We start from the raw sequence: 17,463 nt of genomic DNA on the forward strand, positions 1-17,463 counted from the left end.
CAGAATGGTGTCCTTTACTGCCTCTAAACACGATCAGTTAGCTAATGGCAACGGAGGCTGTAATGGCAGGTGACAACAACCAAAATAACCAAAACAAAGACCTAAATGACGCGGTAGAACAAACGGAAACCAATGACGCGGGTACGCCCTCCCAGCAGCAAAATCAACAAAATACGATTGCTTCGACCGTAGCGACAGGTGCTGAAAATACCGACGCAGCAGACGAAGCCAATCAGGCGATGGAAGACAATCCAAGTGGTGCTGGATCGGAAGAAGAAGCCTCGGCGTCCGGTGGTGCGGTACAAGAAGACACGCCAGAGAGTAGCGGTGGTTCGGATGCCGCTCAATCGAACGTGGTAGACAGCGTGGCATCAGACGGTGGGTCTGGTGAAGAAGCGGCTGGCAGCGGCGGTGCGGCTTCAGGTGCGGGTGCACAAGCTGTTGGTGGCGGCGATGCCTCTGGCTCTGAAGGTGGTTCGGACGCAGAAGGCAATGAAGCACAAGGACAAGCTGTACAAACGTCGGCTGCGCCAAGTGCCTCTTCATCCGGTTCTGAAGGTTCACAAGGTGGTGATAACCTAGATTCAGAAACCACAGAAGAAACCTTTGCGGTGGACGTTCAAGACACCAGTGAAGAGACCACGACGCAAGTAGAAGATGATTTCGACTCAGAAACCACGAGCGAAACGTTCCAAATTAAAGTCGAAGGTGAAAACGACGCGCCAGAGGTAGAACAAGATCTGGCTTACATCATGGATGAAGATGGCACTATTACCTTCACTCAAGAACAATTACTCGAATACGCAAGTGATGTTGATGGCGACGACCTTGTTGCGTCTAACGTCCAAGTGGGTGCGAATGCATCGGTTCAAGATAATGGTGACGGTACGTTCACCGTGGTTCCGGACGCTGATTTCAATGGTGAGCTCGACTTAACGTTTGATATCAGTGATGGTCAAGAAACCGTTTCAAGTTCTATCGATTTAACCGTTCGCCCAATCAATGACGCACCAGTGCCTGAAGATAAAGCCTTTGAGGTGGAAGAGGACGGCACGCTGGTCTTCACCGATGCTGACCTGCTTGCTGGCGCAACGGATATTGAAGGCGATAACCTAACAGTTGAAGGCGTGAGCTACGATGGTGGCGACGGCATCCTGACCGACAACGGTAATGGGACATACACTTTTGCGCCAAATGAAAACTTCAATGGTGATGTGAACTTCAGCTTTGATGTGTCCGACGGCACGGATACGGTTTCTGCCAACATTGATGTAAGCGTCACACCAGTCGATGATGCGCCAGTGTCTGGCAATCTTGCTTACTCGGTGGACGAAGATGGCTCGATTCGTTTGAGCCAAGAACAGTTGTTGTCGCAAGCTTCCGACGTGGAAGGTGATGCACTGACTGCGTCTAATCTTTCGGTAGATGGCAATGCGACGGTGACTCAAAATGACGATGGTAGCTTCACCATCACGCCGGACGCAGATTTCAACGGTGATATCGACATCAGCTTCGATATCTCAGATGGCACGAATACCGTTCAAGCAACCGCTGACCTAACCGTTAATCCAATCAACGATCTGCCTGTTCCTCAAGACCAACAATTCAGTGTGGAAGAAGATGGCACGCTGATCTTTACGGACGCAGACCTGCTTACTGGCGCAACGGATATTGAAGGCGACAACCTAACAGTTGAAGGTGTGAGCTACGACGGTGGCGACGGCATCCTGACCGACAACGGCAATGGGACTTACACTTTTGCACCAAATGAAAACTTCAATGGTGATGTGAACTTCAGCTTTGATGTGTCCGATGGCACAGATACAGTTTCAGCGAATGTGGATGTGAGCGTCACGCCGGTGAATGATCCTCCTGTGGCTGGTTCAACGTCTTACACGGTTCACGAAGACAACTCTATTACCATTTCTGACGCGCAACTGTTGGCAAATTCTTCGGATTTAGAAGGGGATGTCTCGATTGATAGCGTGAGCTACTCTGGCAGCGATGGTGTGTTGCAAATCAATGGAGACGGTACGTACACTTTCTCTCCAAATGAAAACTTTAATGGTGAAGTGACGCTTGATGTTGTCGTCGCTGATGAAGAAGGCGTAACGGATGCCACCACTGCTGGCATTACGGTGCTGGAAGTGAACGATCCACCAGTCGCAGGACCAACTTCTTACACCATTGATGAAGATTCTGTTCTGACCTTCAGTGAGTCGCAAGTGCTGTTGAATGCCTCGGATGTGGAAGGCGATGTAGAGCTTGTTGGCATTAGTTACGATGGTCCGGATGGCATTTTCAGCGTTAACGATGATGGCACGTGCAGCTTCGCGCCAAACGAGAACTTTAACGGGCAAGTTCAACTTGATGTGACCATTCGAGATGAAGATGGAGCTGAAGTTGATACCGTCATCAATGTGAATGTATTGCCAATCAATGATGTGCCAGTATCGGGTGATTTGGCTTACAGCGTTGATGAAGACGGCGCGATTACACTCAGCCAAGAGCAGCTTCTTTCTCAAGCATCTGACATTGAGGGCGATGACCTGACTGCTAGCGATTTGACTGTTGATGGAAACGCAACCGTTACAGCGAACGATGATGGCAGCTTCACGATTACACCAGATGCGGACTTTAATGGTGACATTGATATCCAATTCAACATTACGGACGGCACAGACACTATCCAAGCAACGGCGGATCTAACGGTTAATCCGGTTAACGATCTTCCTGTTCCTCAAGACCAGCAGTTCAGTGTTGAAGAAGATGGCACGCTTCAGTTTACCGATGCAGACTTGCTTGCTGGCGCGACCGATATCGATGGCGACAACTTAACGGTTGATGGCATTAGCTACACAGGCAGCGATGGTGTGCTGACTGACCACGGCGATGGTACTTACACCTTTGCACCAAACGAAAACTTCAACGGCGACGTCAGCTTTAGCTTTGGTGTTTCTGACGGCACTGAGACCGTACCAGCAAATGTGGACGTGAGCGTCACTCCAGTGAACGATCCTCCGGTTGCGGGTTCAACGTCTTACACGGTTGATGAAGACAACGCGATTACCATTTCTGACGAGCAGCTTCTGGCTAACTCTTCTGATGTGGAAGGCGCAGTGTCTATCGATAGCGTGACCTATTCAGGCACGGATGGCGTATTCCAAGACAACGGTGACGGCACTTACACCTTCATGCCGAATGAGAACTTCAGCGGTGATATCAGCCTTGATGTGATTGTGGCGGATGAGCAAGGAGCGATTGACGAAACGACCGCAGGCATTACGGTCATTGAAGTGAATGACCCTCCAGTTGCCGGTCCAACGTCTTACACGGTTGACGAAGATTCAGTACTGACATTCAGTGAGTCACAAATTCTTGCCAACGCATCTGATATCGAGGGTGATGTAGAGCTTGTTGGCATCAGCTATGAAGGCTCGGATGGTATCTTTACCGTCAATGGCGATGGTACTTGTAGCTTTGCGCCAAACGAGAACTTCAATGGTCAAGTTCAGTTGGATGTGACCATTCAAGATGAGAATGGGGCGACCGTTGATACGCACATCAATGTCGACGTATTGCCAATCAACGATCCTCCAGTCTCGGGTGATTTGGCTTACACCATCAACGAAGACAGTTCAATTACGCTAAGCCAAGAGCAGTTGCTTGCCAAAGCGGGCGATATTGATAGCGAGAACCTTGAAGCCATCAATCTATCGACAGATGACAACGCGACAATTCAATACAACGATGATGGCAGCTACACCATCACACCGGATGAAAACTACAACGGCGACCTAGATCTGACCTTCGATATCATTGATAACGATGGTGGCTCGGTACAAGTTGGTCTGGATATTACGGTTAATCCTGTGAATGACTTGCCACAAGCGCAAGATCAACAGTTCACGGTAGAAGAAGATGGCACTTTGCTGTTCACGGATGCAGACCTATTGGAAGGCGCATCGGATATTGATGGCGATGATCTGTCTATCGAAAACGTTCTCTACACAGGTGCGGATGGTGTGCTTACCGATAATGGCGATGGCACTTACAGCTTTGCGCCGAATGAGAACTTCAACGGTGATGTTCAGTTCACATTCGATGTGTCTGACGGCACGGGTTCAACACCAGCATTCATTGATGTCAGCGTAACACCAGTGAACGATCCGCCGGTGGCAGGTTCTACGTCGTACACGGTTCAAGAAGACGGTCAAATCACCATTAGTGACGAGCAGTTGTTAGCCAACTCTTCTGATGTGGAAGGCGACGTAGCCTTGGCGAATGTTAGCTACTCTGGTAACGACGGTAGCTTCGTGGACAATGGCGACGGCACATATACCTTCACGCCAAATGAGAACTTTGACGGTAACATTTCGCTCGACGTGACGGTCATCGACCAAGATGGCGCAACGGATACAACAACCGCAGGCATCGATGTTATCGCGGTGAACGACGCACCAGAAACGTCAGGCATTCAAGCGGAGGTGGATGAAGATAACGCCATCACCATCACGCAAGAACAGTTGCTTGCGAATGCGACAGACATTGAAGGTGATGACCTTGTTGCCAGCAATCTACAAACCAATGATCCAGATGCGACGATCGTAACCAACGACGATGGTTCATTCACCATTACGCATACGGAAAACTTTAACGGTGAGTTGGACTTCACTTACAACATCAGCGATGGCGAAAATGATGTTCTGACCACGCTGGATCTGACCGTTAACCCTGTCAACGATGCGCCAGAAGCGGGCGACGAAATCTTTATTCAAGCGGAAGAAGACCAAACCGTGGGTGTTTCTCTGCGTGAAGAGCCTGCGTTACGTCTCGACCAAGCCCCTGAAAACGGCATCATTGAAGCGAATCTAAATGACGAATGGGTACAGCTAGAAGTCGGGCAGGAGGTGCCTGCAGATACGGAAGTGCGCTTCATTCCAAATGATGAGGCATTAGCCAACGGTACACATACGACACAAATCGGTACGTTTGATGACAACGCGAGTGTGGATGATTGGGGGGATGAAGTTGACCCTTATACGCGTCAATTCACTGATGGTGATTTGACGGTTACCGTTCAGAGTAACGACGACCCTCTTGGTGCTTGGAATGGTAACACGCACATTGGGCATGGTATTGGCGATACTGACCGCCAAGGTTTGAGTGGCGATGAAAAACTGACTGTAACCGTTGAAGGTCAAGACATCAACGAAATCAGCTTCCACCTAGATGGTCTAGGCGGCTGGTTTATGGAAGAGTCTCGCCACTTTACAGAAGTGGAAATTCGAGCATTCAACTCTGAGGGTGACTTGATCGACTCAATGACTTACCACAAAGAAGATCGTGGTAGCTATGAGACGGATTACACTCTAACGGTGAACGAGCCAGTGTCTTACTTTGAGTTAGGAACGATTCAAGGTAACGGTACTTATGTGGTTCAAAACATGACGGTTTCGCAAACTTGTCATGATGAAGCAGTATTTACATCTATTGGTGTGGACGGCACGGAAATCACTGAAACGGTCGAACTGAATATCCGTGAAGGTGACAGTGAAATCGAACTGACCGCTGACCTGCCAAATGTGACCATCGATACCGAAGGTTCTACGCAGTTTGCCTCTGTGGTTATCACAGAAGAACAGCTTCTAGCACAAGCGAGTGATATCGATAGCGATGTTCTTGATATTCAAAACCTAGAGCTGGTGGGGGATAATGCGGAGCACGCGACGTTAACCGACAACGGTGATGGTACATGGACAGTTACACCAGCTGAGAACTTCTACGGTGAGATTGAGCTGGGTTACCAAGTCACGGATGGTGAGCTAACCGACGACAACATCATCAATATCAACTTCGAAGCAGTAAACGATGCGCCAATTGTTTCTGGTCCGATTGTGTTGTCGACAGATGAGGATGTGGGCATTACGTTTAGTGCGGACGATCTGCTTGCCAATGCAAGTGATGTGGAAGGCGATGCGCTGTCTATCTCTGATATCTCTTACAGCGGTGATAACGGTGAGCTTGTCGACAATGGCGACGGCACTTACACCTTTATGCCGAATGAAAACTTCAATGGTGAAGTCGACATCGATTACAAAGTCTTCGATGGCACCGATGAAGTCGATACCCATCTAGATCTGACCGTTATTCCGGTCAACGATGTGCCAGTTCCTGGTGCACCGCTGCACACTCAAATGCTAGAAAACGGCACCATCATCATCGAAGCAAAAGACCTGTTATCAGGTGCGACCGATGTGGATGGCGACATTCTGCATATCGAGAATCTACTGCTTGTTGACCAGTCACAAGGTACGTTGACAGACAACGGCGACAACACCTTTACCTTCGAGCCAACTTCGAACTTCTACGGTGAAGTGAACCTAACCTTCGACATCAGCGATGGTCAAGCAAGTGCACCAAGTACCGCCTCAATTGATGTCGAGATCGTCAATGAAGCACCGGAAGTCAGCGGTCCTATTGATGCAGTCGTGGACGAAGATGGCTCGATTACCATCACTCAAGAAGACTTGTTAGCGAACGCGACGGACGTGGATGGTGACAATCTTGAAGCGGTGAACCTGTCGACCAACGATCCTAATGCAACCATCGTTGAGAACGCTGATGGTAGCTTCATGATTACACCGAGCGAAAACTTCTTTGGTGAAATCGAATTTACTTATGACGTAACTGATGCGATTGAAACCGTCGCTGCGGATCTAAACCTCACCGTTAACCCAGTGAACGACCTGCCAGATGTGCCTGATTTGTACTTCACCACAGAAGACGGCGAAGCCATCACGATTACTGAAGCAGAGTTGCTGGCTCAAGCGACGGACATCGAAGGCGATGACTTATCTGTTGTGAACGTGACGAGCTTGAGCGATACGGTTCAAGTAACAGACAATGGCGATGGCACTTACACGTTAACGCCAGAGCAGGGGTTCTTTGGTAATGTTGACCTCACGTTTGATGTGAGTGATGGCACCGATGTGGTGGCGGCAAACATCGACTTGAAAGTTGAGTTCGTCAACGACGCACCAGAAGCAGCGCCAATCGTGGCAGACGTGGACGAGGATGGCTCTATCCTCGTGACACAAGAAATGCTGCTTGAAAACGCCAGCGATCAAGATGGTGATGACCTATACGCAACGGCACTAGAAACCAATGATCCTAATGCCTCTATCGTGGATAACGGCGACGGCACCTTTACCGTTACGCCTTCACAGCATTTCAATGGAGACATCGAGTTTACTTATGAAGTGAGCGACGGTGAATTGAGTGTTGCCAATGAAATGACATTGACGATGAACCCAGTCAATGACATTCCAATTGTTGCGCCTGGCATGTACCACATTGAAGAGGATGGCAGCATCCTGTTCACGCAAGAAGATCTGCTAAGTGGTGCGATTGATATTGATGGTGATGACCTCACTGTTACCAGCATTAATTACTCGGGTGATGAAGGTACTGTAACGGACAACGGTGACGGTACATTTAGCTTCGTACCAGAAGAGCACTTCAGTGGTGACTTGCAGTTCAGCTTTACGGTTTCTGACGGTACTGATGAAGTTGAGCAAGACATTAATGTCCATATCGAAGCCGTGGCAGATGCGCCAGACCTAGTCATCACTGATGGCGATGGTCGAAACGTGGATGATCAAGCAATCTTGGTTGAGCCAGGCGGTATTGTTGAAGTGAACATCGCTGCAGCATTGGTTGACCAAGACTTGTCAGAAACACTGACGGTGACCGTTGATGGTGTTCCAGAAGGTTCGGTGATCAGCTACGACAACGAAGGGGTACTTAACGATCAAGACAACGGTATCACCAGTTTCAACGATACTGAAATCACGGTTACGTTTGAAGGTGAAACCGCGGGTTACCAAAACACAGCGGGTTACTACAAAGTTGATGAAGATGGCAACATCACGGGCGTTGAAGTTGTGTACGAAAACGCCTCTCAAGTTGGTGGCGACGGTGACCTCGTTCCGGGACAAGATCAGTTCAGCTTCCAAATCTCGGAAGGGGAAAGCTTCAACCTATTCTTGATTCCTAACGGTCATAACTTCAATGACTTTGCATCCATGCAAGATGGTCAGTACGAGTTCCGTGCAGCAGATGGCTCTCCTGCGAACATGGATACGGTTGACCCACAACTCGTGTTTGTTGGCGCTGATGGTTCTGAAACCGTAATTCAAAGCCAATTCGGTGATGCAGTCTTCCATGGTGGTTCAAGCTCAGAGCTCAACCAAGATGGCATTGAACATACCCGAACTACCGTGAACGAAGACGGTGAACTGGTTTACGGCTTTGAAGATCTCTACGGTGGCGGCGATGCCGATTACACCGACTTCAACTTCACCATTGATGTAGGTGAAGTGAACAGCCAGATCTACAGCGGTGAAGTGACAGTCGGTCCAGATGGTTCTGTAACGCTTCCAACCACAGCAATTGAACAAGAGCTACAGATTCAATTGCCAGAAGACTTTAACCAACAGCTAGAAATCAATGTAACGGCAACGGCAACAGAGCTATCAAATAATGATTCTGAAACCGTTTCTCAAACCATCTACGTCAATGCAACAGGTGCCCACATTGAACATGCGCCTGAAGCATTGCCTGTTTCAGCGATGGTTGAAGAAGATGGTTCAATCCTAATTACGCAAGAAGATTTGCTTGCTAATGCGCGTGACTTGGATGGAGACCAACTGACAGCGCTGAATTTGGCAACGGATGATGAAAACATCACCATCACAGACAATGGCGACGGTACTTACACCTTAACGCCAGATGCGGACTTTAATGGTGATATTACCTTTACGTTCGATGTGTCTGACGGCAATGATGTTGTCTCAACCAACCTTGAGTTATTGGTGTCACCAGTTAATGATGCGCCTGAACCACAAGATCAAGCCTTCACCGTTGGTGAAGATGGTGTGCTGACCTTTACTGATGCGGATCTGCTAACAGGCGCTACCGACATTGAAGGGGATGACCTATCTGTTGAGGGGGTCACTTACACAGGCGCAGACGGTGTTCTTACTGACAATGGTGATGGTACCTACAGCTTCGCTCCAAACGAGAACTTCAATGGTGACGTGAACTTCACTTTCGATGTTTCCGATGGCACGGATACTGTGACGGCAAATATCGATGTAACAGTGACGCCAGAGAACGATCCACCGGTTGCAGGCAGCACGTCTTACACTGTGCATGAAGACAACTCGATCACCATTAGTGATGAGCAACTACTGGCTAATTCGTCTGATATCGAGGGTGATGTTGCGATCAGTAGCGTGAGTTACAGCGGTAACGACGGTGTGCTAGAAATTAATGGCGATGGTACTTACACCTTCTCACCAAACGAAAACTTTACAGGCGATGTTAGCCTAGATGTTGTCGTGGTTGACGAGGACGGCGCGGTTGATACAACAACAGCGGGTATTACCGTTCTTGAGGTGAATGATCCACCAATCGCAGGCACAACCAGTTACACCATTGATGAAGATGAAGTTATCACCATCAGTGCAGAACAGTTGTTGGCAAACTCTTCCGATATTGAAGGTGAGGTAGCACTAGATAGCGTGAGCTACAGTGGCAGCGAAGGTATCTTTACCGACAATGGTGATGGTACGTTCAGTTTTGCACCAAACCAAAACTTCAATGGTGAAGTGAATCTTGATGTTGTAGTCGTGGACGAAGATGGTGCGACCGCTTCGACGACGGCAAACATTGATGTTCTGCCAATCAATGATGCTCCAGTATCGGGTGACTTGGCTTACAGTGTCGACGAAGACAACTCAATCACGCTAAGCCAAGAACAATTGTTGGCACAAGCAACGGATGTAGAAGGTGATGCGCTAACCGCATCTAATCTAGTGGTTGACGGTGATGCAACGGTTACGGCAAACGACGATGGTAGCTTCACTATCACGCCAGATGCGAACTTTAATGGCGACATTGATATCACGTTCGATATCAGCGACGGCAGCGACACTATTGTTGCAACAGCGGACCTAACCGTTAACCCAGTTAATGATTTGCCGCAGCCAGAAGATCAAGCGTTCACCATTGGTGAAGATGGCGTGTTGACCTTCACTGACCAAGATCTGCTTGATGGTGCAACGGATATTGATGGTGATGATCTATCGGTAGAAGGTGTCACTTACATAGGTGCGGACGGTGTCCTAACTGACAATGGCGATGGCACATACAGCTTCGCTCCAAACGAAAACTTCAATGGCGACGTGAACTTCACCTTCGATGTTTCCGATGGCACGGATACCGTGACCGCGAATATCGATGTGACAGTCACACCAGAGAACGATCCACCGGTAGCAGGCAGCACGTCTTACACGGTGCATGAAGATAATTCGATCACCATCAGTGACGAGCAGTTATTGGCGAACGCTTCTGACGTTGAAGGTGAAGTTGCGATTGATAGCGTAAGCTACAGCGGCTCTGACGGTATCTTTACTGATAACGGTGACGGCACATTCAGCTTCGCACCAAACGCCAACTTTGATGGCGATGTTAGCCTAGATGTTGTGGTTGTTGATGAAGACGGTGCAACTGCGGCAACTAACGCAAACATCGATGTATTGCCAATCAACGATGCGCCAGTATCGGGCAACTTGGCTTACAGTGTCGATGAAGACCATTCAATTACGCTAAGCCAAGAGCAGCTTCTTGCTCAAGCATCGGATGTAGAAGGCGACGCGCTAACCGCATCTAACCTAGTGGTTGACGGTGATGCAACGGTCACGGCAAACGATGATGGCAGCTTCACCATCACGCCTGATGCGAACTTCAATGGTGACATTGATATCACGTTCGACATCAACGACGGCACCGACACTATTGTTGCAACGGCTGACCTGACGGTTAATCCAGTTAACGACCTACCACAGCCAGAAGATCAAGCGTTCACCATTGGTGAAGATGGCGTCTTGCTGTTCACTGATGAAGATCTGCTTGATGGTGCAACGGATATCGATGGCGATGACCTATCGGTTGAAGGAGTGTCTTACACTGGCGCAGATGGTGTCCTAACCGACAACGGTGACGGCACTTACAGCTTCGCACCGAATGAGAACTTCAATGGTGATGTGAACTTTACCTTTGATGTTTCCGATGGCACAGATACCGTGACGGCGAATATCGATGTAAGCGTGACGCCTGAGAACGATCCACCGGTGGCAGGTAGCACGTCTTACACCGTACACGAAGACAACTCAATCACCATCAGCGATGAGCAATTACTAGCGAATTCGTCAGATATTGAAGGCGATGTTTCGGTTGATAGCGTCAGCTACAGCGGCGCAGATGGCGTGTTCCAAGACAATGGTGATGGTACGTATACCTTCTCTCCAAACGAGAACTTCAATGGTGAAGTCAGCCTAGATGTTGTTGTGGTAGACGAAGATGGTGCGACGGATTCAACTACCGCAGGTATCACGGTACTTGAGGTGAACGATCCACCAATTGCCGGCGCAACTAGCTACTCAGTGAACGAAGACGAAGTCATCACCATTAGCTCTGAGCAGTTATTGGCGAATGCTTCTGATGTTGAAGGTGACGTCGCGATTGATAGCGTAAGCTACAGCGGCTCCGATGGTATCTTTACCGATAACGGCGACGGTACATTCAGCTTCGCACCAAACGAAAACTTCAACGGTGATGTCAGCCTAGATGTTGTCGTGACCGATGAAGATGGTGCAACGGTAGCAACCAATGCAAGCATTGATGTATTGCCAGTCAACGATGCGCCAGTATCAGGTGATTTGGCTTACAGCGTGGATGAAGATGGTTCTATCACTCTCAGCCAAGAGCAACTTCTTGCTCAAGCCGGCGACGTGGATGGCGATGACCTAACCGCATCCAACCTGACTGTTGACGGTAATGCGACCGTTGTTGCGAACGATGATGGTAGCTTCACTATCACACCGGATGCGGACTTCAATGGCGACATTGATCTGAGCTTCGACATTACGGACGGTGATGCAACCATTCAAGCCACTGCCGATCTGACTGTGAACCCAGTGAATGACTTGCCAACGGTTGGTCAGCCGCAGTTCGTTACGCAAGAGGATACCAGCTTCACCTTCACCGAAGAGCAACTGTTGCAAAATGCAGGTGATATCGATGGTGATAACCTAACGGTTGAAAACGTTGCCTCTGACAGCGGTACCTTGGTTGATAACGGTGACGGTACGTACACCTTCGCACCGAATGAAAACTTCGATGGCAACGTGAACGTGACGTTTGATGTCAACGATGGCACCGCAACCGTACCAGCAGAAGCGAACATCGATGTTCAATCTGTGGTCGATATGCCAGAGCTGTCGATTGCTTCAGACTTGGTGATTGCCTCTGATAACTTCGAGTCTGGCTCGAACGGTTGGAACGCGAACACTGAGAGCTCACAAGGGTTCGAAACGGGCGATATGTTGGGTCGTATTGGTGGCACTGGCGGTGATGAAGCGGTCAGCAAAACCTACGAGATCCCAAGCGATGTCAACGAAGTGAATATCTCGTTTAGCTTCTACGAAATCGATTCTTGGGATGGCGAGTCGTTCCAAATCTTTGTCGGCGGCGAACCGCTAACCACCTTGGAGAATTCAGCGTTCCTTACTCAAGATGGTACGACAACGCTTTACGACTCTAACGGCAACGAAGTAGGTGAAGTTGTCCACGGCTCTTCACAAGGCGAAGGTTTCAGTGGTTGGAATGACCAAGCTCACCAAATCAACCTGACGGTTCCTGTCGAGGATGGTGAATTGCAACTTGGCTTCGGTTCAACCTTGAATCAAGACGTTTGGGATGAATCGTTTGGTATCGACAACATCGAAATCACGGTAGCGGACGCGGATTACCAAATCATCGGTACCGAAGATACGCCAGTGCCGCTTGATATCGATGCAGCATTAACCGATACCGATGGTTCAGAAAACCTCTCTATCTTGATTGAAGATGTGCCAGAAGGCAGCGCACTATCGGTTGGTGTTGATAACGGGGACGGCACTTGGTCACTACAACCAGGCGAGCTAGAAGGGCTAGAGTTTATCCCTTCTGCGGACTTCAATGGCGATGTGACGCTAACCGTAAACGCAATCTCTACGGATGTGGATACAGGTACAACGGCGACAGCGACGCAAGATGTTACGATTCATATCTCGCCAACCAATGATGCACCAGAAGTAACGGGTGATATCGCGGCGGTCACTGCCGAAGACAACAGCATCACGCTAACTCAAGAGCAGTTACTGGAGCACGCTGTTGATATCGATGGTGACGATCTAAGTGCAATCAACCTGAGCACCAATGATGAAAATGCAACGGTTGAAATGAACGAGGATGGCAGCTTCACCATTACTCCAAGCGAGAACTTCTACGGTGACATCGAGTTCACCTACGACGTGACTGACGGGGAAGAAGTGGTTGCTGCTGGTCTCGACCTAACGGTAACGCCAGTCAATGACGCTCCAGAGCCACAAGATCAAGCGTTCACCGTGGGTGAGGACGGTCTTCTTACCTTTACAGATGCAGACCTATTAACAGGCACGACGGATGTAGAAGGTGACAACCTAACAGTTGAAGGCGTGACTTACACAGGTGCAGACGGTGTCCTAACCGACAATGGTGATGGCACGTACAGCTTCGCACCGAATGAGAACTTCAATGGCGACGTGAACTTCACTTTCGATGTGTCAGACGGTACGGATACAACCTCTGCCAACATTGATGTGAGTGTGACGCCAGAGAACGATCCGCCAGTTGCAGGCAGCACGTCTTACACCGTACATGAAGACAACTCGATCACCATTAGTGACGAGCAACTACTGGCTAATTCGTCGGATATTGAAGGCGGCGTAGACATCAGCAGTGTGACTTACAGTGGTAACGATGGTGTGTTCCAAGACAATGGTGATGGTACGTATACCTTCTCTCCAAACGAGAACTTCAATGGCGAGGTCAGCCTAGACGTTGTAGTTGTCGATGAAGAGGGCGCGACAGACTCAACCACTGCGGGTATTACCGTTCTTGAGGTGAACGATCCACCAATCGCAGGTGCGACAAGTTACTCTGTCAATGAAGACGAAGTCATTATCTTCACGGAAGAGCAACTGCTAGCGCAATCAAGCGATGTGGAAGGTGACGTGAGCCTAGAAAGCGTCTCTTACAGTGGTAGCGACGGTATTCTAACGGCGAATGACGATGGTACTTACAGCTTCGCGCCAAATGAAAACTTCAATGGTGGCGTAAGCCTAGACGTAGTAGTGGCTGATGAAGACGGTGCAACTGCGACAACCAACGCAAACATTGATGTATTGCCAGTCAACGATGCTCCGGTATCTGGCGACTTGGCTTACAGCGTCGATGAAGACGGTTCAATCACATTGAGTCAAGAGCAGTTACTGGCTCAAGCGGGTGACGTCGACAGCGATAATCTAGAAGCGGTGAACTTAACCGCGGTAGCCAATGCAACCGTTGTTGAGAACCAAGATGGTAGCTTTACGATTACGCCTGATGCGAACTTCAATGGCGATATCGACCTAAGCTTCGACTTGATTGATAACGATGGTGCAAGCGTGGAAGTGGGCGTTGACCTAACGGTGAACCCAATTAACGATGCGCCGCAATCAACGCCAGTGAATATTGCTGGCACCGAAGATACCACCATTCTTATCACGCAGGACATGTTGCTTGCTAACGCGACAGACATCGACAACACCTACGATGAACTGTCTGCTGTAGACCTAGTGATTGATGAGCAATACGGTGACTTGCTAGACAACGGTGATGGTACTTGGTCATTCACTCCGGCTGAGAACTTCAATGGTGATGTGCCAATGTCGTTCGGCATCAGCGATGGTGATTTAGTTACGCCGGTTGAAGGCAATCTAAACGTCGAAGCGGTTAACGATGCACCAGAAGCGCCAACCATCCAGATGCAAGGCGAAGAAGATGTGGTCATGGTGATTGACCCAGCTTACATCGCTGATCAAGTCACGGATCTTGATGGTGACGAAATCAGCTTAGAAAGCATCACGGTTCGTGCTCCTGCAAACGCGACATTAACTCAGCAGCCAGATGGTATGTACCACTTGGTGACCACTCAAGACTTCAATGGTTTGGTGGAACTGGGCTACACCGCGACGGATGGTGAAGAAGTGGTTGAAGGCTCGTTGAATGTGGATGTTATTCCAGTCAATGATGCTCCATTCAATGTGGGTAATGCGTTTATGGCAACCGACGAAGATGGCGCATTCACCTTCGACGCTGGCGACCTGATGAACTTGTTCGGCGATATCGATACTGAAAACCTAGTCGTATCACGCATTATCACCGCAGAAGGTGAAGATGGTGGTGAGGTAACAGACAACGGTGACGGTACTTGGACATTCACACCGACTAGCGATTTTTCGGGTGTTTCTGACTTGCAAGTTGTGGTAAGTGACGGTGAGTTTGAGACGGTACTTGATGTACCAGTGTTTGTTCGCCCTGTTGCGGATGGCGCAGTCATCACAACCGACCATGATGGTCCGTTAGTCTTCGGTGAGGACGAAACAGGTCACCTAGGCTTGAATGTCGGTCTAATCGACGATTCAGAAACGCTAAGTAACCTAGTGATGACTGGTTTCCCTGTTGGCTTCGAAGTTACGGATGGTGTGAACACCATTACCATTACGGAGCCGGGTCAATACATCGACTTGAACGAGTGGGATATCTCAGACCTGCAAATGACGCCTCCGGCTGACTTTAATGGCGAGTTCTTCGTAACCGTGACCGCAACAACGGTGGATTATGGTGATGAGCCAGAAGAGTTCGAAGATGGTATCGATTCAGGTGACTTCGAAACCCTAGCGGGTGAAGCAGTTATCCTAACCGCTGATGACCTAATCGGATTGGCAGAAAACGTAGACGCTGACGCGGGTGATGAAGTGAAATTCGTTCACCTAGCTGATCGCAGCCAAGGTGAGATTGTCGATAACGGTGATGGCACATGGACATTCAATCCAGCACCAGGCTTTACTGGTGAAGCGGATATCGCTTACGTGATTGATAAAGACGGTGTGCTTCATGATGAGCAAACAGGTGTGGTCGTGAAAGAAGACGCACCACAAGAGAATGCTTCTCCAGAAATCGACAGCATTTCTACCACAGAAATGGCAGCGGATGGCACCTTGTCGTTCACCAATGATGACATGCTATCGACCTTGAGCGATGCAGAAGGCGACAGCTTGAGCATTGAGTCAGTGAGCCTAATGGAAGGTCAAGGTGTGATAGAGACCGATAACCAAGGTAACTACCAATTCACACCAGCAGAAGGCTACACCGGAGGTGTTCAAGTTGGCTTTATTGCAACTGACGGTGAAAACCGCATTGAGAGCTTCTTTAATGTCGACATCCAAGGTGAAGGTGAAACTACTACCAGCGAAGGCTACGCACTCGCTGATGATGGTTCACTAACACTAACGGAAGCACAGTTGATTGATGAGCTTGGCATTAGCCCTTCAGCAGAAGTGTTGGATGTCGCCGATGCAAACGATGCAGGTTTCTTCGCGAAATCAGGTGATGAAGAGTGGACGTACTGGCCGAACGATGACTTCGATGGCAATTTGGCTATGGATGTTCAGGTCAACGACAACGGTGAGGTGTCTAATCAGAACCTGAGCATCCAAGTTGCGGACGATTCAGCGCAAAGCGACGAGCCACAAATCCAAACTGCTCAAGCATCATCAGAGCAGCAAGTCGGCGAAGCGCAACAGCCTGAAGAGCAAGCAGCAAACGGTGCAGACAGTGAAGAGGAGAGCGCAGCTGATGTGACTGCAGCACCAGGCGATACCATTTCTATCTCGGTTCCAGATGAGGTCAGCGGTAACGAATCGGTGGATTATGCAGAAATGTCCGGTCTACCTGATGGTGCATCAGTAAGCAACGCACTGGATAATGGCGATGGCAGCTTCACATTAAGTGGCAACCTGAACCAACCAGTATCGGTTGACTTACCAGAAGGTTACGAAGGTACGAGCGAAATCCAATTCCAAGGTTACGACGAATTGGGCAGCGCAGTAGAAGGTGCGAGTGGCACAGTTGAAGTTGAAGTCGATGATCAATACACCATGCAAGGTTCTGCTCAAGATCAGCAACCAGATATGGCGGGTATGGAATCTGGCGGCAGCGACTGGACAAGTGCGGGAGGTCAAGATCAAGGTGTTGACTTCACGGATGACTCTGGCAGCTTCGACTCGGATACTCAGACGGGTACTGACCAAGGCAACGATTTCGATCAAAGCTCAATGTAACCAGTCCTAGACGAGGGCGGTGTCATTGCTGCCCAAACCAAAGCCATTCAGAGTCTACTTTGCATGGCTTTTTTGTCGGATTTCTTTCTATGAGCTGTAGAAAAAACTTGGAAATTGAAAAAAGTATTCTTAGTTAACCTGAACTCGGGAT

General features: G+C 49.1%; 1 protein-coding gene. It reads left to right on the forward strand.

Annotated elements, in window-relative coordinates; translation table 11 throughout:
• Positions 1-62: 62 nt before the first annotated feature.
• Positions 63-17,312, forward strand: a complete 17,250-nt coding sequence (locus tag BCT11_RS23340; RefSeq protein ID WP_102389397.1) for a tandem-95 repeat protein — start codon at positions 63-65, stop codon at positions 17,310-17,312.
• The last annotated feature ends 151 nt before the right edge of the window (positions 17,313-17,463 follow it).

This window comes from Vibrio sp. 10N.222.52.B12 (assembly GCF_002875385.1).
GTDB lineage: Bacteria > Pseudomonadota > Gammaproteobacteria > Enterobacterales > Vibrionaceae > Vibrio > Vibrio jasicida.

Coding starts and splice junctions, on each gene's coding strand:
- BCT11_RS23340 (WP_102389397.1), top strand. CDS start 63: ATGGCAGGTGACAACAACCAAAATAACCAAAACAAAGACCTAAATGAC.